We start from the raw sequence: 19625 nt of genomic DNA on the forward strand, positions 1-19625 counted from the left end.
GCGAACTTTGCGGTTAAATGGAGAAAGTTAACCTTTTAGCGCAATACATGCCCCCAGAGGCGGCGCCGCTAATTGCAAAGTGGATAGATTATTTTCAATGCGAATTTAAAATCGCGAAAACCCGTTCTACTAAGCTTGGCGATTACCGTCACCCTTTTCGGGATAAAGGCCACCGTATTTCAGTAAATTTTAATTTAAATAACTACGCTTTTCTGGTTACAACCGTTCATGAATTTGCGCATCTGCTAACCTGGAACGACTACAAAAACAAAGTAAAACCACATGGTTCGGAATGGAAAAAAAACTTTCAACGCATGATGGTGCCATTTTTCGACATGAACATTTTTCCTTCAGATATCCACAAGGCAATTGATAATTATATGTCGAATCCTGCAGCATCTAGTTGCTCGGATTTACATCTTTCGAGGGCTTTGAAAAAATATGATTCTGATAAAACTGAAACTTTACATTTAGAGCAAATCCCTAGAGATTCTGTTTTCAAGATAAAAGACGGGCGACGGTTTAAAAAAGGCGAAAGGATTAGAAAACGCTACCGCTGTGTCTGTCTCGATGATAAAAGGATATATCTTTTTAATCCTCTGGCTGAAGTTTTTCTTATTGAGCCATAGCGCCAATTATCAATTAATGTTTGTTTAATTTGAAAGCCTGTACAAATTTAAACAAACTCGAATTTATCTCCATCAAATAAGCCTTTGTCGCTGAGTTTTAAACGCGGGATAACCAGCAAAGCCATAAATGAAAGCGTCATAAACGGAGCAACCAGCGTAGAACCCAGTTCTTTTGCAAACTTATCAATCAGCGTATAACTTTCTGCAACTTTATAGCCGTTTTGATTGCTCATTAAACCTGCAACAGGCAGCGCCAGCACCTCTTCCCTTCCATTTCCAACCGCTACTACGCCCCCGGTTGCTTTAATAACCAGATTTACAGCATCGCAAATAGTTTCATCATCTACGCCTACGGCGATAATGTTATGGCTGTCGTGCGCCACACTGGATGCAATTGCTCCTTGCTTTAAACCAAAGTTTTTAACAAATGAAATGGCTATTGGCGCATCATGGTAACGGTTTAAAACAACCATTTTTAGAATATCATTCTTCAAATCGGAAACCATGTTTCCGTCTAAAACGAATGGCTTTGCCGAAATTCGATTCGTAATTAACTGACCATCCAATGCTTCGATAACAGGAATTGTATCTTGCCCGGTATAAGGGTAAATAAAATCTTTTACGTCTTTTACGCTACAATCGAACTGATTTACCGATGCGCCGTCATTGGTATGTTTTACCCAATCCCCAACAACATTACCGTTTTCGGCAAGCAGCACACCTTCAATATAAGTTTGCAAAACGTTGAAGTCTTGTAAATCCTGTACCACAATAAAATCAGCAGCATCACCAATTTGCAATACGCCTACATCAAGTTTATAGTGCTTAACAGGATTTATACAGGCAGCCTGAAGAACGTTGAAAATATTAATTCCTTTGGCAACTGCTCTGGCACAAAGTTTATTAATGTGGTTTTCCACTAAACTATCGGGATGCTTATCATCGCTGCAAAACATAATCTTTTCCGGCCAGTCATTTAGTAAATCAATTAAAGCCTCGAAATTTTTTGCCGCACTTCCTTCGCGGATAAGGATTTTCATTCCGCGTTGGAGCTTATCCAGTGCTTCTTCAGCGGTGAAACATTCATGATCTGTAGAAATACCTGCGTCAATATATTGCTGAACCGCATCGCCACGTAAACCTGGTGCATGCCCATCAACCGGCTTCCCAAGCGCATGCGCAGCAGCAATCTTTTTCAATACTTCTTCATCTTTGTAAAGCACGCCAGGGAAATTCATCATTTCACTTAAATATTTTATCTCTGGCCGCTGTAAAAGTAATTTAACGTCATCATGATTTAACTCCGCACCTGCGGTTTCGAAAATTGTTGCAGGAACACAACTTGGAGCGCCAAAATTAAATTTAAAAGGGACGGTTTCACCATTCTCAATCATAAATTCCACACCTTCCATACCGCAAACGTTGGCAATTTCATGCGGGTCGCTAACGGTAGAAACGGTTCCGTGAACTACTGCCAACCTGGCGAATTCACTAGGAATGAGCATACTGCTTTCAATGTGAACATGGCTGTCTATAAAGCCCGGAAGAATAAAAGGCGTATCAATTTTAGCACCCGAAATTTTACTAATGGCTTTTATTTTCCCATCCTCTACCTCAATTCCGCCGAAGTAAATATTTCGCAATTTGATATCGACTATGTTCCCCTCAACTTTAAAACTGCTCATTTATATTTTTTTAATTTAAAAAGGATTTACTGTTAATTGTTCCTAAAAGACGACTCCAACTGATAAATTTCAACAATAAACCAAGCCTAATATTTCAATAGCTTATCAATCGTTTCTGCCAGTCTTGCTTTAGCCAGGAAATCCTCTTCAAGCACTTTGCTCATTGGTATAGCGGTATCCAAACTGGCGCACCGTAAAATCGGCGCATCCAGATACTGGAAACAATGTTCGCTTATCCACGCCGAAATTTCAGCACCAAAACCATTTGTTAAGGTATCTTCATGTAAGATCAAAACTCGTCCTGTAGATTTTACTGTTGCTAAAACCGTCTCTTTATCCCAGGGCTGCAGGGTTCTTAAATCGATTAAAGTTGCACCGCAATCGGGGTTGTTTTTGATAAATTCCAATGCCCAATGAACGCCCAAGCCGTAGGTGATGATTGCAAATTTATTCCCATTCGCCAAGGTTGCGGCCTTTCCAATCTCTGTGGTATAGTAACCATCCGGAATAGGTGCAGATAAACTTCTGTACAGATATTTATGTTCAAAGTATAGCACAGGGTTTGGATCTTCTATCGCGGCAAGCAGCAGACCTTTTGCATCATCCGGGAAAGCCGGATAAACAATTTTCAACCCTGGTGTTTTAATAAACCAGGCCTCGTTACTTTGCGAGTGGAATGGCCCTGCGCCTGTGCCGGCGCCGGTTGGCATCCGAACTACAACGTCTGCCTTTTCACCCCAGCGATAATGGGTTTTTGCCAAATTATTTACAATTTGATTGAAACCGACCGTCACGAAATCGGCAAACTGCATTTCTACCACCGCTTTATAGCCATTAATGGATAAACCTAAACCTGCACCAACAATTGCCGATTCGCAAATGGGTGTATTCCGTACCCGGCCTTTTCCAAATTTTGCGGTAAAGCCGTCGGTAATTTTAAAAGCGCCGCCATAATCCGCAATATCTTGTCCCATTAGTACAAGGTTTGGATATTTTTGCATGGCCAAATCCAACCCATCGCTTATGGCATCTAAATATCTTTTTTCGGTGGATGACTGACCAGGTATAACCACCTTTTGCTGATAAGGAAAGTACATATCTGTCTCTTCCCGCACCGCGTTTGCCTCAGGCTCAGGTTCATCAAAGGCTTCTTCCACCTCCAATTCTATTTCTTTCTTGATTTCAGTTTTTATAGCACTTACTGAATCAGGCGTTAAAACACCTTGTTCAACCAGATAGGATTCGAAATTGCTTAAGGGATCTTTCTTCTCCCATTCATCGAACAATTCCTGAGGAACATATTTGGTACCAGAAGCCTCCTCGTGTCCGCGCATTCTAAACGTTAAGCACTCTACCAAAACAGGACGCGGATCTTTTCTCAATTCATTTGCCAGTTGATTAATGGTATCAAAAACTTCGAGAATATTATTACCATCAATCTGAACACCTTCAATGCCGTAGCCTATGGCCTTGTCGATAAGGTTTTTGCACTTAAACTGCTCTGATTTTGGCGTAGATAACCCATATCCATTATTTTCTATCAGGAAAATAACAGGCAGGTTCCAAACAGCAGCAACGTTAACTGCTTCATGAAAATCACCCTCGCTTGTTGCGCCGTCGCCAGTATAAACTAAAGTTGCCTTTTGCTGGTTGTTCAAAACGTCGGCCAATGCAATCCCATCAGCTAAAGCCATTTGAGGCCCGAGATGAGAAATCATGCCGATGATTTTATAATCTTGTGTACCAAAATGAAAGGAGCGGTCCCGGCCTTTGGTAAAGCCCGATTGTTTGCCTTGCCATTGCGCCATTAATCTTTTTAAAGGAATATCCCGGGAGGTGAAAACACCGAGATTTCGATGCATTGGCAGAATATATTCGTCGGCCTCCATGGCCAAAGTAGAACCAACGGCAATGGCTTCCTGACCGATTCCTGAAAACCATTTTCCAATTCTGCCCTGACGCAAAAGTTTAAGCATCTTTTCCTCCACCATCCGAGGATAAAGCAATCTTTTATATAAACTCAGTAAGAATTTGTCGTCTTTGTCCCGGCGGTTGAAATGCATATAAAATTTGAAAAAAAATCGACCATTCTTCAGCTTTAACTAAATCCTGATTGGTGAATTTAAAAAAACACTCGCGTCTTTATCTTAGGTTCTCTGTTTAAAATTAACATAGTATCTGCTCTTTAGACTTTAGCTCACGCAAATGAATTGACAGATGCTGCTTGCAATTGGAAAAAACGCCTTCAAAAAACACTTGCGATTGGGCGAAGCATTTTGCCGATACGCTATCCTGAATTTAGGAAATTGCACTCAACAATTCGAGTTCCCGTTAATTTTCCTTGCTCTTTTTCAACTCTTCCCATTGCTTCGCGAAAGATTTGTCTGCAACTTTAGGCATCTCGCGATATTTACCCCAACTTTTTCTAAAAAATGTTTTCAGCATGAAATTTTTAAATTTCCCACCAAAAAAATCCATCCATTTACGATTTTGCATCATACGGTTAAACATGCCCCAACCCACTTCTTCCACCTTTCCGTTTTCGTGGCTTGTTGCCGCATCTCTACGGTTCAGCAATAACATTTTATGAATATCGATTTTTACAGGACAAACTTCAGAGCATTTTCCGCAAAGGCTGGAGGCGTAGCTTAAATGTTTAAACTCTTCCATCCCTTTTAAATGAGGTGTAATTACCGAGCCAATTGGTCCGCTATAAGTGGTATTGTAAGTATGGCCGCCAATATTTTTATAAACAGGGCAGGCATTTAAACAGGCGCCACAACGGATGCAATACAAACCTTGTCGCTGATCTTTCTGAGCCAGCAAATTCGTACGCCCGTTATCTAACAAAATGACGTACATTTCTTCCGGTCCGTCAGTTTCATTCGGTTGGCGGGGGCCGCTTAAAATGGTATTGTAAACTGTTAAATTTTGCCCGGTGCCGTGCGAAGCAAGTAAAGGCCAAAACAAATCAAGATCTGCAATTGATGGTATTATTTTTTCTATGCCAACAATGGCAATGTGTATTTTAGGGAAAGTGGTGCTCAGGCGGGCATTTCCCTCATTTTCGGTAATGGCAATACTCCCAGTATCTGCAATTAAAAAGTTTCCGCCGCTAATGCCTATGTCGGCATTTAAATATTTATCACGAAGTAATTCTCTTGCTTTTTGAACGAGTTGAGGTGGGGTAGCGTCAATCGGTGTTCCGAATTTATCGTGAAATAACTGCGCAATGTCTGTTGCGCTAAGGTGCATTGCAGGGGTAACAATATGGTAAGGCGCCTGGCCGAGCAGCTGAACAATATATTCGCCTAAATCACTCTCTAACGATTCTATTTGATTACGCTCCAGGAAATCATTCAGGTGAATTTCTTCGGTCGTCATCGATTTAGATTTGATAACCGTTTTTCCGTTTTTTCTTCTGATGATTTTTAAGATTTCCTGCTGCGCTTCTTCGGCATCGTTTGCCCAGATAACTTTTCCGCCTCTGCGCTGGAAATTAGATTCAAACTCGGGCAGAAATTTATCGAGATTTTCCATCACACGCCATTTTACAACATGTGCTTTCTTTTTTGATGCCTCGAGGTTTTCGAACTTTGATAAGCCTCGCTCTACTGCCGTATTGTATTTGCCAATATTATAATTAATGGTTTTACGATGCGGTAAATCGAACGCTTTCTCATCAGATTTCTCTAAAAATTCTTCGGCAGTTTTCATCATATCTCAAAGATAGGAATTTCTATTGCCGCCAAAAGTAATGTGCATAAAAAAGCCTCCCGAATAATCGGGAGGCTCAATATTTTTACTTTATTATTTCTTTGGGTTACCTTTTCCATCCATATCAACAACCGGACGTTTAGCCTGATTAGCCAACTCCCATGCAATATAGTAGGTTAAATGTGCCCTTTTTGCTAATAATTCGAAGTTAATTTTGCTTACCTCATCACCTGGTCTGTGGTAGTCTTGTTGCAACATACCATCATAATAAAAGATAATCGGAATGCCTAATTTCGCAAAATTGTAATGGTCTGAACGGTAATAGATTTGCTCAGGATCTTTCGGATCATCGTATTTAAAATCCAGCTTCATTTTAGTGTAGGTTGCATTTACACGTTCCTGCAAATTAGCCAAATCGCTGCTCAACATTTTCGAACCAACGGAGTAGATGTAGTTTGCAGAATCTGGTTTACCTAAATATTCCTCGCCAATGCGGCCAATCATATCTGTGTTTAAGTCTGCAATTGTGTTCTCAACAGGAAATACCGGATGCTCTGAATACCACTCAGAACCCCATAAGCCTTTTTCTTCACCCACAACAGTCATAAATAAAATACTGCGCTTTTGCCCTTTACCTGCTTTTTTTGCATCAGCAAATGCTTTTGCCATTAACAAAACACCAGTTGTTCCAGAGCCGTCATCGTCGGCACCGTTATTAACTTTATCTGTCGCATTTGGGTCAGTAACCAATCCAATGTGATCATAATGACCTGTTAAAACCAATACTTCTTTTTTAAGTACAGGATCAGAACCTTCCAGGAAACCTAAAACATTTTCACACCGAACAGGCGTTTCAGTTTTTGCTGCACTGGCAGAAAATGGAACGTTTAGAACCTGAGAAGCCGGCGCCTGACTATCAACAATTTTCTTTTGTAAATCTGCAACTGTTGTGTTTGATGCTTTTAAGAGCTCGTTCGCCACAGTAGTAGAAATCGAAATACGCGGGATATCATTTTGCTTCTGCGCTTCTAAGGCAGCATTCGTTTTAACGAATACCCGTCCTTTGTTTAAAGTTTGCTTTGTGTTATCCGTAATTCTATCAACCATTGGGTCGATAAGAATAATGGCTTTTACCTGATTTTCAGCAAAATATTTTGCTCTTGATTCAAGCATGGCACGATAAGCTTGTCTGTCTACTCTCGTTCCGGCTTTCACAGTCGGATCACCCGCACTAAACATCATTACCACTTTACCTTTGATATCGGTTCCAGCGAAATCGTTGTAACCGCCTTTGTTTATTGCGTAACCCACAAAAACAATTTGATCAGTTGAAAACGTAAATCCTTTATCACTGATTAAGGTTGGAGAAACGATATAGTCTTTTTGATACTCTTTTGGCTGGCCATTTACGGTCAACTGACTTTGTTTAAGGGTAACATTTACCAGATCAATTTTCTGGAAATATTCGCCGTTAACCGGTCCTTTTAAACCGATTGATTTAAAATAGTTGCGAATGTAATCTGCTGCCATCCAGGCGCCTTTTGTACCAGTCTCACGACCTTCGTACTCATCAGAAGCTAAAACAGAAAGGTGTTTAAAGCCATCGGCAGGATTAATCGCCTTGCCAAATTTAATTGCATCCTTGTTGGCCACAAGTGGTTTAACTTGTGCAAAGCAGCCAATACTAAGTACGGAAGCTAAGCCAAGGGTTAAAAATTTTTTGTTCATTATATAGTAAAAGTTAGTTTCTGATAATTAGCAGGATATTTTATCAACCCTGTTTTGGTGGCGACCACCTTCAAATTTGGTAGTTAAAAAAGTGGTTGTAATCTCTGTTGCAAGCGCATCAGATACAAAACGTGCCGGAATACATAATACGTTAGCATTATTGTGCTTTCTAACTAAAGATGCAACTTCATTTTCCCAGCACAAACCGGCTCTGATTCCCTGGTGTTTGTTTGCCGTTATTGCAACACCGTTTGCAGAGCCGCAAAGTAAAATACCAAAATCAAAAGCACCGTTTTCTACAGCCGAAGCAACCGGGTGAGCAAAATCCGGATAGTCTACAGAATCTGCCGTGTGTGTTCCGAAATCCTCAACTTCATAGTCTGCCAAAAAATTTTTCAATAATTCCTTTTGGTCGAAACCTGCATGATCTGAACCAATTGCAATTTTAATTTTGGTGTTTGTCATCCGTCAAATTTATAGAGAAATATGAAATCTCTGCGTAATGTTTTTGTTAGTTAGCGTAGAACTCAGCCTCCGCTTTTTTCTTCTTTTTTTCGATGTATGCCGAAACAAAAATACTGGCCTCATACAATAAAAACAAAGGTGCAGCTACTGTAAGCATTGTTAAAATATCTGGTGTTGGCGTTACTATTGCTGCGATAATTAGAATAATAACCGCGGCATATCTCCTGCTCGAACGCATTAGCTTTGGCGTCATCAAGCCTAATTTCGATAAAATGAAAATAATGATTGGCAATTCAAAAATAATACCTGTTCCAAGTGTTAAAGTAGCAATAGAGGATACATATGAATCGACCGTGAATGTATTTTTAATTTCAGAGCTGACCGTGTAACCCGTTAAAAAGTTAATGGACAATGCGCAGATAATGAAATATCCGAATACAATACCGATGATAAAAAGTACCGATGCAAAAAACACAAATCCGCTTGCAGATTTACGTTCTTTCTCATGTAAAGCAGGCTTAACAAAGCGCCAGATTTCCCACAGGAGATACGGAAAACCGAGTACAATACCACACATAACACAAACGTTAAGCTGCAGATTAAACTGGCCTGCCATTTCAGTGTTGATAATTTCACCGTTGATTTTGGTGATACACATGTCTTTGCCTAAAGATGGGAAATGTTCAACCAGTTTACACATCATTCTGTAAGTCCAGAAATCTGGTTTTTTAGGCCCGAAAATTATCTTGTCAAGAATTTCTTCATTAAAGTAAAATGCGATTCCTGTAAAGACAGCGATGGCGATTACGGCTCTGATTAAGTGTTTACGGAGAACATCGAGGTGATCGAAAAAAGACATTTCTGCCTCGAGGGTTGTGCTCTTTTGTCCGATAGCTTTTGTAAGTAATGATTTTTTAGTGTCGCTCATGTTGAAAACAAAAATACCATTCTAAATGAATAGAATGGTATTTACGTGTTAAATATAGAAATAGTTTATATTATTCTGAAAATTCAAATGTTTCCATAAATTTTGTTGTGAAATTTCCGGCCCTAAAGTTCGGATCTTTCATTAACTGTAAGTGAAATGGAATGGTTGTTTTTACACCTTCGATTACAAACTCACCTAAAGCACGTTCCATTGTACAAATGGCTTCTTCCCTTGTTTGAGCAACGCAAATCAACTTTGCAATCATCGAATCGTAGTTTGAAGGAATTTGATAACCTGCATAAACATGGGTATCTACACGCACACCATGACCGCCTGGCGAGTGAAAATTGGTAATTTTACCTGGCGACGGGCGAAAATTATTTGCAGGGTCTTCTGCGTTAATCCGGCACTCAATTGCATGCATATCCGGAAAATAATTTTTACCTGAAATAGGGATTCCAGCGGCAACTTTGATTTGCTCCTTAATTAAATCGAAATTAATTACCTCTTCTGTAACCGGGTGCTCTACCTGGATACGGGTATTCATTTCCATAAAGTAAAAATTACGGTGCTTATCTACCAGGAACTCAATTGTTCCGGCGCCTTCGTAATTTACGGCCATTGCACCTTTTATCGCAGCTTCACCCATTCGTACGCGTAGTTCGTCTGTCATAAACGGAGAAGGAGATTCTTCAACCAATTTCTGGTGACGGCGCTGAATAGAGCAATCTCTTTCTGAAAGATGGCAGGCTTTACCAAACTGGTCGCCAATAATCTGAATTTCTATGTGGCGAGGATCTTCGATGTACTTTTCTAAATATAAACCATCGTTACCAAAGGCGGCACCAGATTCCTGGCGGGCACTATCCCAGGCATTTTCAAAATCTTCATCTTTCCAAACCACCCGCATACCACGGCCACCACCACCGGCAGTAGCTTTAAGTATAACCGGATAACCCATTTCATTAGCAATTCCAATACCTTCTTTAACGCTGGTAAGCAAGCCTTCAGAACCTGGAATTGTTGGTACACCCGCAATTTTCATGGTTTCTTTAGCCGAAGCTTTATCACCCATACCATTAATCTGCTCGGGCGTTGCACCGATAAATTTAATGCCATACTCGCGGCAAATATTCGAAAACTTAGCGTTTTCGGATAAAAAGCCATAACCCGGATGAATCGCATCTGCATTAGTTAATTCTGCAGCTGATATAATATTTGGGATATTCAGATATGAATCTTTACTTGGCGGTGGGCCAATACAAACAGCCTCATCAGCAAAACGTACATGCAAACTCTCCCTATCAGCAGTAGAGTAAACTGCAACCGTTTTGATGCCCATTTCCTTACAGGTACGGATAATACGCAAAGCGATTTCGCCCCTGTTGGCAATTAGTATTTTTTTAAACATGATTTTTTAATTGATGATTACACCCATGGATGGACTACACCGATTCTTTGACAATTACTATTGTAACTGAAACAGTGCACACACCTCAAATATGTGAAATCAATTTTTAAATAGGTTCTACTAAAAATAATGGTTGGTCGTACTCTACCGGCGAGGCATTATCAACCAGAATCTTAACGATACGGCCTGAAACTTCGCTTTCAATTTCGTTGAAAAGCTTCATTGCTTCAATGATACAAATTACTTTACCGGTTGCAACTTCATCACCAACGTTAACAAACATAGGCTTATCCGGACTTGATGAACGGTAGAAGGTGCCAATCATTGGCGATTTAATGGTAATGTATTTCGAGGTATCTTCTGCAGCTGGAACAGCTGGAGTTGAAGCTGCCGGTGCAGTAGGAGCTGTAGCAACCGGTGCTGCTGCCTGTAAAAGCGGAGCTTGCGGTACAGTTGCGTGCACAACCGTAGGCGCCTGGTTTGTTTTAATTGTAATTTTGAAATTCTCTTGCTCGATTGCAACTTCATTTACACCAGAACGAGAAACAAATTTAATCAGTTCCTGTATTTGTTTGATATCCATTTTTTAGGCTAGTTATTGTAAAAAATAGTGTTTATTGAATTAACTAAGTTATACTTTTTTTGTTTTAAATTTTAGTTGGTTAGCTGTTTGAGTGTTCTTATTTAGCAAGCCCCTTATTAATATGACGCTGCCTGAAAAAAACCGACTAACTGTTGTATGCCCACTTAAGGTAGATAGAACCCCAGGTAAAACCGCCACCAAAAGCAGCCAATACGATGTTATCGCCTTTCTTTAACCTGCTTTCCCATTCCCATAAACATAATGGAATTGTTCCGTTTGTGGTATTGCCGTAGCGTTCTATATTAATCATTACCTTATCGGTTGTTACACCCATTCGGTTTGCGGTTGCATCTATAATACGTTTGTTTGCCTGATGAGGCACTAACCATGCAACATCGTCAGCCGTAAGGCTGTTGCGTTCCATAATTTCTGCAGCAACATCTGCCATGTTTGTAACGGCAAACTTAAACACTGTTGGCCCTTCCTGATGCGCATAATGCTCTCTTGCATCAATTGTTTCGTGGGTTGCCGGCTTAACTGAACCGCCCGCCTTCATACCTAAGAAATCTCTTCCTGCACCATCAGTTCTTAAAATCGAATCCTGAATGCCGAGGCCTTCTTCATTTGGCTCGAGCAATGCACAACCACAGCCATCACCAAAAATAATGCAGGTTGTACGGTCTTCGTAATTAATTATCGACGACATTTTATCGCCGCCAACAACCAATACCTTCTTATGTCTTCCTGATTCTATAAAAGAGGCGCCTGTAGAAAGGCCAAAAATAAAGCCAGAACAGGCCGCTTGTAGATCGTAACCCCAGGCATTCGAAGCACCAATTTTATCCGCTAAAACGTTAGCCGTAGCAGGAAAAGTAAAATCAGGAGTAGTGGTGCAAAAAATAATTAATTCAATTTCCTTTGCATCAATACCTCTCTTTTTTAGCAAACCATTTACAGCATGAACGGCCATATCTGATGTTCCCAGCCCTTCTCCTTTTAAAATTCTGCGCTCTTTAATCCCAGTTCTGCTGGTAATCCATTCATCCGAAGTATCAACCATGGTTTCTAACTCTGCGTTTGTAAGCACATAGTCGGGGACGTAACCATTTACTGCTGTAATAGCAGCGTGAATTTTACTCATTTTAAAAATTTTAATGAATTATTTAAATGCCACTCTAATTTTTTCTACTAATCCGGTTGTTATCATCTCACGCGATTGCAGAACCATGTTTTTCACCGCCAGCGGACTTGAAATTCCGTGCCCGATTACAACCGGAGCATTAACGCCCAAAACGGGGCTGCCTCCGTATTGCTCGTAATTGAAACGATCGAAAAACTCATCTTTCATGCCTTTTTTTACGGTAAGCACATAAAATGATTCTGCTAATTTTAGCACTACATTCCCTGTAAAACCGTCGCAAACAATAACATCCGCTTTATCATTAAACAAATCCCTTCCCTCTACATTACCAACAAAATTGAATAAATTCGTGTCTTTCATTAAAGGGAAAGTGGCCATGCTGAGCATGTTGCCTTTTTCATCTTCTTCGCCTATATTTAATAACGCAACTTTAGGGGAATTTATTTGCCATAAATTTTCTGCATATAAACTTCCTAACACACCGAACTGCAATAAAATATCTGGCTTGCAATCTGCATTAGCGCCAACATCAAGCAATAAGCCTGTGCCACCTTTTATTTTCGGAAGAATTGTACATAAACATGGGCGGATAATGCCCGGAATTGTTTTAACGCTAAAAACTGCGCCAACAAGCATAGCGCCAGAATTGCCTGCACTTGCAAACGAATCGATTTTGCCTTCCTTTAAAAGGTTAAAGCCAACAGCTATGCTCGATTTAGGTTTCTGAACAATTGCTTTTGTGGGGTGTTCGCCCATACCAATTACTTCATCAGTATGAACGTATTCAAAATGATCCGGATTAAATCCTTCTTCTGCGAGAATTGGTTTAATCTGTTCGGTATCGCCGATAAGAACGAGGTGTTCTCCAGCGTTTAGCGATTGATGAGCTGCTATTGCTCCTAAAACAATTGCTTTAGGAGCATAGTCTCCGCCCATTATGTCGAGGCCTATTTTCATAGAAAAAATCTGTCTGTGTTAGTTTAGGTTAATCCTAAAAATTTCAGTTGACTAAGGTATGACTAAAGCCGCTGAAAACACAAACAATTTTTTAAGAAAATTACCCGATTTGAGTATTTTCGATAACCAATTTACCGTTATAGTATAGGTTACCATCAACGTTGTAAGCACGGTGAGGTACGTGGATAGCACCTGTTGCTGAGCATGTTGCTAAAGAAGGAGTCACTGCTTTATAGTGGGTTCTTCTTTTATTCTTTCTCTGTTTCGAGATTTTCCGTTTTGGATGTGCCATTGGTGTATAATCTAATTATTTTTTTAACTTATTAAGTGCTTCCCAACGCGGGTCGCTCGATTGTTCATTTTCTTCAGCCTGTTTATCGATAGAAAGTTGTTCTAATCTATCAATCATTTCCTGATCGCACTCCTTACCAGCTTGCTCACAGTTTTTAATATAAGGCACCGCTACGTTAATCATTTCGTATAAAGGCCCCGAAATATCAATTGACGTTTCCTTTCTGCTAAGTGAGATAATCTCGTCATCATCACTCTCCAGATTGTCGCCCTCAAATTTTACAATCTGCCTTTCGTACAAATTAACCGGCAATGGAAATTCAGATAAGCATTTATCGCAATCTAAACTTACCGTACCAATAACTTTGAATTTTAATAGCAACATGGTTTCTTGTTTCTCAAGTTCCAGGTTTACTTTTAAATTTCCACTTTTAATTAACGAGTACTCGAAGGCGTTAAAAAAGGTGTCATCAAGCTCATATTCAAACTGATGGCTTCCCAATTTTAATCCGGTAAACGGTACAGAAAATTGTTTTAGCGGGTTCAAAGTACTGTAAAATTTTAGCCTGCAAATGTAGGGATAAAATACTTAGATTAAAAATGTTTTTTTAAAAATTGTTGCCATTCTTAAAGCGAAATTTCAAAATCCCGGCCTGAAATATTATTTTTTTGAAAATCAGTGTCATTGCTAATCGGTCAGGAAACTCCCGCTTTCTGTTCAATCTTTTTTTTTACCTGTAAGCAGTACTATTAAAAAAAAAGTATTTTCACGGCAATCGGGTTTAATTAACAACGGCCTTTGCTAAAAAACCAAGCGCTTAATTTTTAGCCAAAACCATTTCTTTGTTGTTCCTGCTCCATTCGCTCCATGAACCAACATACAGCTTTGGGATGGGCAAACCTGCATAATTCATCGCTAAAAGCGTATGGCAGGCAGTAATGCCAGAGCCACAGTGAACAATTACTTGTCCAGGCTCAACACCCTCCAAAACTTTTAAATATTTGGCTTCTAAAACCTCAGGACTTAAAAAACGCCCTTCTGCATCTAAATTTTCGGTAAAAGGAATATTCGTTGCGCCCGGAATGTGGCCGGCTATTAAATCAATCGGTTCTGTTAATCCGGCGTAACGGTTTGCATCGCGGACATCAATAACCTTGTAGCCATCGGTTTTAGCTGCTTTTTCAACTTCGCTGATATCAGATAACGGTAAGGTCCAGTTTTGCACATCGTATTTTTCGACTGCTCTAGGGATTTCAACCTTATCAGTTACCGGGAAACCAGCTTTCACAGCGGCCTGGTAGCCACCATTAATCACCTGAACTTTTTCGTGCCCGATTGCGCTTAGCATCCACCATAATCTGGCGGCAGCGTTACCGCCATTTTTATCGTCGTAAACAATAACATGGGTATTTTTTGTAATGCCAAGTTTTTGTAAAACATTGGCAAATTGGTAAGAACCAGGCAATGGGTGGCGACCGCCCAAAGCAAAATCGCCAACATTAGCTAAATCTTCATTCACATCAGCGAATAATGCGCCAGCTAAATGCTCAGTTTCGTAACGCGTTTTAGAGCCGGCACTCGCATCAATAATTACAATTTCATCATCCTGGTTTAACCAGGTTAAATCTTCTGGCTGTATAATTGGAGAAAGTTTTGACATAAAGTTATTTTTTTGGCTTCGTTAATGCTATTAAGCCCAACACAGGCCCAATGGCTAACAACATATAAAGATAGTGTGAATTGATTTCTTTCGCGAACAAATTGATCATTTGAATACTGATGATTGTAATTGCAAACCCAATGCAATTAACCAGCGTTAAAGATGTTCCTCTTAATTTTTCCGGCGCATGCTTGGCCACAAGCGAAGAAAATAATGGCGAATCGGCGGTGCCGGATAAACCCCAGGTAAACAAAAAAGTCAGGAATAAATACATGGAGCTGCTAAAGAGAAATAAAGGAGAAAGTAAACAACATAAACCTGAAAGGGCGAGTGCAATTGTGGCGATTCTTTTTGCTCCAAATCTTTGCGAAAGTAATCCGCCGACCATACAGGAAATGCCTCCTGATGCGATTATCAAAAAAGAAAACAGCGATACGTTAATTGTTGCCGCCGGGTGCGTGCTATTGTAAAGCAGCAACATACCTGGCAAAAACGCCCAGAAAGTGTACAGCTCCCACATGTGGCCGAAATAGCCAAACGCTGCCGCTCTAAAACTCGCGTTTTTGAAACCACTTAACGATGCTACTAAATTAAATTGCTGTGCCGCTACTCGAAACGGGCCATCTGGAACGAGCATAAATATTAAAAATGCACCCAAAACTGCTAATGCGGACGTGGCATAAATAACGTACTCCCAGGCAAAACTGCCCGTAAAATTTTTTAGCAAATGTGGAAATGCAGTACCAAAAACCAGGGCGCCAACTAAAAAACCCAGAGATTTGCCTAAGCCATCCTTAAAGTAATCTGAAGCGATTTTCATACCCACCGGATAAATTCCGGCCAGCATAAATCCGGTTAAGAAGCGAAAAAGCAGCAAGACATTAACTTCTTTCACATCAAGGCAAATGCCTAGGTTAAATAGCGCCGCAGCAATACCGCAAACGAAAAAAACTTTCGAAGGCGAAAAAATATCGGATAGCGCAAAAAATGCAAAAACCAGCGTTCCGCCAATAAAACCAAGCTGAACCATGCTTGTTAAATTGGCTAAAAGGTTCATTTCTTGAGGAAAATTGCCCGTAATATCTGCCAGTACCGCATTACCGGCAAACCAAAGTGAGGTGCAGAGAAACTGCGAAATCACGATAATTGGCAAAATGTATCGATTTGTTGTGGCGCTCATCATTTTTGAGTTGCAAGCACAATTTTAGCCAAATAAACCTGATTGTACGAAAAGCCCCAATTTTTTAATTGGGCTTGCAGGGAAAGCAGGACTTTCGAAACCGATGAAATGCAACGCTTTGCTTTTCAAAAAAAAGCGATTAGTTAATTTTATGAAGCATCATCTTTAATGTCGAACTGTGTTTCGACAATTTTTCCGCCTGTGCGTAACTGGTTGCTTAACATTTCTTCTTGCTCCCTCCGGTTTTTTACGATATGAATTGCCGAAAATAAGGCTTCTGTAAACGAGGTAGAATCAGCCAAATCTTTGCCCGCAATATCGTAACCTGTACCATGATCTGGCGAAGTACGAACAAAATTTAAACCGGCCGTATAATTTACTCCGTTATGAAAAGCAAGTGTTTTAAAAGGAATCAAACCCTGGTCGTGATACATCGCCAAAACGGCATCAAACTGTTTGTAGCTGCCATTGCCGAAAAAGCCATCGGCGGGATAGGGCCCGAAACAAACAATACCCTTGTCGTAAGCTTCCTGTATGGCCGGCGAAATGATTTCAGCTTCTTCAGTGCCCAACAAACCGTTGTCGCTGGCATGAGGATTTAAACCCAAAACCGCAATTTTTGGTTTCTCAATCCAGAAATCTTTCTTTAAGCTTTCGTTTATAAGTTTTATTTTATTGAGGATTTTTTCTTTGGTAATTGCTGTTGGAACAGCCGCTACCGGAATATGACCTGTAACCACACCAACACGCAGATTCTCACTAATTAAAAACATCAGCACATCTTTACTTCCGCTTTTTTCTTGCAAATATTCGGTATGGCCGGGAAATGCAAACGTTTCCGATTGAATGTTGTGCTTATTAATTGGCGCAGTAACCAGGGCGTCGATATCGCCGGCAACCAAATCGGCTGTTGCACGTTCTAATGATAAGAGGGCATATTTTCCACCGGTTTCGGTTATTTGGCCAAGCTCAATTTTCACATCTTCCTCCCAGCAATTAATCATATTTGCTTTTTTAAGCTGCGCTTGATTGGCATGATTAATAACGTTAAAAGTAAAGTCGCCAAGGTTGTTTGCCTTTCTATGAAAAGACGAAACCTTTGTATGACCATAAACAATTGGAGTACAATAATTTAAAATAGCCGGGTTGGATAATGTTTTGATAATTACCTCTAAACCTATGCCGTTCACGTCGCCAATACTGATGCCAATTTTAAGTTTATTGCTCATAATTAATGGAAAATTTTAGCGCAAATTACTGATTTTCGGCTAAAGACATCAAAAAAAATGAAACGGCAAAGAACACTTAGTTATTCGCAAAGGAATATTAAGCCTATCTTTGCCAACAATTAAATTTTAAAAGGTCTTGAATTTTCAGGATTAAAGGTATGAGTTTAGTAAAAGCGAAAAAGCATTTAGGTCAGCATTTTTTAACCGATAAAGGAATTGCAAACCGCATTGTAGAAAGTCTGGTTAATACCGAAAAGTATAATCAGGTTTTAGAGGTGGGCCCCGGCATGGGAATTCTATCTGATTTTTTGCTGCAACGCCAGGATTTACAAACTTATTTAATCGATATTGATACAGAATCTTTTCATTTTCTTAATGAAAAGTACCCGCAACTGGGCGACCGACTTATAAATGGCGACTTTTTAAAACTCGATTTTGATTCTATTTTCCCTGGTCAATTTGCCATCATCGGCAACTTTCCTTACAATATTTCATCTCAGATTTTATTTAAAATTTTAGATAACCGCCATAAGGTAGTTGAAATGGTTGGGATGTTTCAAAAAGAAGTTGCACAACGGTGTGCATCTCCGGCAGGCACTAAAGATTACGGAATATTAAGCGTTTTTCTTCAGGCATATTATAAAATTGAATATCTGTTTACGGTTAAACCGGGCACTTTTAACCCGCCACCAAAAGTACATTCTGCTGTTATCAGATTAACAAGAAATGAAGTTGAAAATTTAGACTGCGATGAAAAGCTCTTCTGGCGGGTGGTTAAAGCAGGTTTTAACCAACGTAGAAAAACGTTACGCAATGCCGTTTCGGCCGTGATGCCAAAAGATAAAATGGATGACCATATTTACTTCGAAAAAAGAGCTGAACAGCTAACAGTTGCCGATTTTGTGGCTTTAACCCAGCATGTTAGTAAATTAATGGAAGCTTAAGTTTAAGGTAAATCAAAAGCTCTGCAATTAAAGTTTGCTAACGAAATTAGGGTAGTATTTCTTGCAAATAAATGATTATTTTCGTTGATTTTCTCCTTTTATTTGCAACATAATTTTTAAAAACCATGGTTAATTACAGGGGAATTTTTAGCGGGCAAGGAATGGATTATTTAAGCTACCGTGCTTTAATAGATCGACTTCTTTTAGAAGGAAAGGCCACAGGCGATGTTACCTACGATTTGCACTACACCAAGATGAATGTGCAAAGGATGAGCCGCGTGGATAAAACGGTTAGCTTAACCGATGAATTACTTTCATCTATTAACCAGCTTAAAGAAAATTATAAGTTTTTAGTAATCACTGAAGGTTGGTGTGGAGATGCGGCTCAAATTGTTCCGGTATTTAATAAAATTGCAACGGCTTCACTCGGCAAAATTGAGTTAAAATTTGTACTCCGCGATAAAAATTTACCCTTGATTGATGCACACTTAACCAACGGCGGTAGAGCGATTCCAGTGCTTTTGGTTTTAAATGAAACGGGCGATAAGGTTTTGGCTAGCTGGGCACCCAGGCCACAGGTTTTACAGCAATTGCTGAAAGAGTGGAGAAAGGAAACGAGTGAAATGACAATTTTATCAGAAAAGCTTCACAGCTGGTACGCTAAAGATAAAACCCAAACCACGCAGGCAGAACTTAACACTTTATTAAAAAGTTTAGCGTAGCATTAATCTACACTTACTGTTAAGCCTTCTTGCTGTAAAATTTTCCGGTAAATTTCCATTTCGGTAAAGGAACCTTCTAAAACCGGGCATTTACCTTCGTTATGAACTTTCCAGGCAATTTTCTCTGATTGAGATTCGTTGTAATCTAAATACTTCATCATGCAGTAAATTACATGTTCAAAGGTATTTACATCATCATTCCACAAAATAAGGCGATGTACGGTTTTTATAGAAGTTAAAATTTCTTCGAGCGTAAAGGTCTCTTCTTTGGTTTCTGTAGACATGGCGCAAAAATAAACATTAGTATCAAGTATTTGGTATCAACCATCAAGATTTTGTTGTTTTACGATTAAT

Annotated in this window: 19 protein-coding genes; 3 read left to right on the forward strand and 16 right to left on the reverse strand. The window is 39.7% G+C overall.

The features are described 5' to 3' along the window. Positions 1-17 precede the first annotated feature (17 nt). Positions 18-629 (forward strand): SprT-like domain-containing protein, encoded by a 612-nt coding sequence (locus tag ASG14_RS15615; RefSeq protein ID WP_056871996.1) that lies wholly within the window; start codon positions 18-20, stop codon positions 627-629. Between the two features lie 47 nt (positions 630-676). On the opposite strand, the gene ade is transcribed toward ASG14_RS15615, so the two are convergent. The 15 genes from ade to pdxA form a co-directional block, all read right to left on the reverse strand. Then, a complete protein-coding gene (gene ade / locus ASG14_RS15620; RefSeq protein ID WP_056871997.1) occupies positions 677-2314 on the reverse strand; it encodes an adenine deaminase in 1638 nt (545 codons plus the stop codon). Between the two features lie 86 nt (positions 2315-2400). After that, the gene (locus ASG14_RS15625; protein ID WP_056871998.1) at positions 2401-4377 is read right to left on the reverse strand and encodes a thiamine pyrophosphate-dependent enzyme; all 1977 of its coding nucleotides are present in this window, start codon (positions 4375-4377) and stop codon (positions 2401-2403) included. A gap of 268 nt (positions 4378-4645) precedes the next feature. Further along, positions 4646-6034 (reverse strand): LutB/LldF family L-lactate oxidation iron-sulfur protein, encoded by a 1389-nt coding sequence (locus tag ASG14_RS15630; protein ID WP_056871999.1) that lies wholly within the window; start codon positions 6032-6034, stop codon positions 4646-4648. A gap of 90 nt (positions 6035-6124) precedes the next feature. Beyond that, on the reverse strand, positions 6125-7759 hold the full coding sequence (locus tag ASG14_RS15635; RefSeq protein WP_056872000.1) for a M28 family peptidase: 1635 nt from the start codon (positions 7757-7759) through the stop codon (positions 6125-6127). Positions 7760-7786: 27 nt separating this feature from the next. Further along, positions 7787-8224, reverse strand: coding sequence for a ribose 5-phosphate isomerase B (gene rpiB, locus ASG14_RS15640; protein ID WP_056872001.1), 438 nt, complete (start codon positions 8222-8224; stop codon positions 7787-7789). Between the two features lie 46 nt (positions 8225-8270). Beyond that, entirely contained in the window at positions 8271-9152 is an 882-nt protein-coding gene (gene tatC / locus ASG14_RS15645; RefSeq protein WP_056872002.1) for a twin-arginine translocase subunit TatC, read from the reverse strand. A gap of 70 nt (positions 9153-9222) precedes the next feature. Next, positions 9223-10563 carry an acetyl-CoA carboxylase biotin carboxylase subunit gene (gene accC, locus ASG14_RS15650; RefSeq protein ID WP_056872003.1) on the reverse strand — a complete coding sequence of 447 codons (1341 nt, stop codon included), beginning with the start codon at positions 10561-10563 and terminating at the stop codon, positions 9223-9225. Between the two features lie 106 nt (positions 10564-10669). Then, complete coding sequence (accB, locus tag ASG14_RS15655; RefSeq protein ID WP_056872004.1) at positions 10670-11146, reverse strand: acetyl-CoA carboxylase biotin carboxyl carrier protein; 477 nt, start codon at positions 11144-11146, stop codon at positions 10670-10672. Between the two features lie 145 nt (positions 11147-11291). Further along, positions 11292-12287, reverse strand: coding sequence for a beta-ketoacyl-ACP synthase III (locus tag ASG14_RS15660; RefSeq protein WP_056872005.1), 996 nt, complete (start codon positions 12285-12287; stop codon positions 11292-11294). A gap of 18 nt (positions 12288-12305) precedes the next feature. Next, positions 12306-13244: a phosphate acyltransferase PlsX gene (gene plsX / locus ASG14_RS15665; RefSeq protein ID WP_056872006.1), complete on the reverse strand. Its 939-nt coding sequence runs from the start codon at positions 13242-13244 to the stop codon at positions 12306-12308. Between the two features lie 100 nt (positions 13245-13344). Beyond that, the gene (gene rpmF, locus ASG14_RS20060) at positions 13345-13536 is read right to left on the reverse strand and encodes a 50S ribosomal protein L32 (RefSeq protein ID WP_025143959.1); all 192 of its coding nucleotides are present in this window, start codon (positions 13534-13536) and stop codon (positions 13345-13347) included. A 15-nt stretch (positions 13537-13551) separates the two neighbouring features. After that, entirely contained in the window at positions 13552-14082 is a 531-nt protein-coding gene (locus ASG14_RS15670; RefSeq protein WP_056872007.1) for a DUF177 domain-containing protein, read from the reverse strand. A gap of 271 nt (positions 14083-14353) precedes the next feature. Further along, positions 14354-15196, reverse strand: coding sequence for a sulfurtransferase (locus ASG14_RS15675; RefSeq protein WP_056872008.1), 843 nt, complete (start codon positions 15194-15196; stop codon positions 14354-14356). A 4-nt stretch (positions 15197-15200) separates the two neighbouring features. Further along, positions 15201-16379 (reverse strand): nitrate/nitrite transporter, encoded by a 1179-nt coding sequence (locus ASG14_RS15680; RefSeq protein ID WP_056872009.1) that lies wholly within the window; start codon positions 16377-16379, stop codon positions 15201-15203. Between the two features lie 146 nt (positions 16380-16525). After that, complete coding sequence (gene pdxA, locus ASG14_RS15685) at positions 16526-17605, reverse strand: 4-hydroxythreonine-4-phosphate dehydrogenase PdxA (protein ID WP_056872010.1); 1080 nt, start codon at positions 17603-17605, stop codon at positions 16526-16528. Positions 17606-17763: 158 nt separating this feature from the next. Here pdxA and rsmA point away from each other — a divergent pair, with 158 nt between their 5' ends. Both rsmA and ASG14_RS15695 read left to right on the forward strand, forming a co-directional pair. Continuing rightward, positions 17764-18549: a 16S rRNA (adenine(1518)-N(6)/adenine(1519)-N(6))-dimethyltransferase RsmA gene (rsmA, locus tag ASG14_RS15690; protein ID WP_056872011.1), complete on the forward strand. Its 786-nt coding sequence runs from the start codon at positions 17764-17766 to the stop codon at positions 18547-18549. Between the two features lie 125 nt (positions 18550-18674). Further along, positions 18675-19271, forward strand: coding sequence for a thioredoxin family protein (locus ASG14_RS15695; RefSeq protein WP_056872012.1), 597 nt, complete (start codon positions 18675-18677; stop codon positions 19269-19271). A 2-nt stretch (positions 19272-19273) separates the two neighbouring features. Here ASG14_RS15695 and ASG14_RS15700 read toward each other — a convergent pair whose 3' ends face one another. Further along, positions 19274-19555: an ATP-dependent Clp protease adaptor ClpS gene (locus tag ASG14_RS15700; RefSeq protein ID WP_056872013.1), complete on the reverse strand. Its 282-nt coding sequence runs from the start codon at positions 19553-19555 to the stop codon at positions 19274-19276. Positions 19556-19625 lie beyond the last annotated feature (70 nt).

The organism is Pedobacter sp. Leaf194 (genome assembly GCF_001423945.1).
Classification (GTDB): Bacteria; Bacteroidota; Bacteroidia; order Sphingobacteriales; family Sphingobacteriaceae; genus Pedobacter.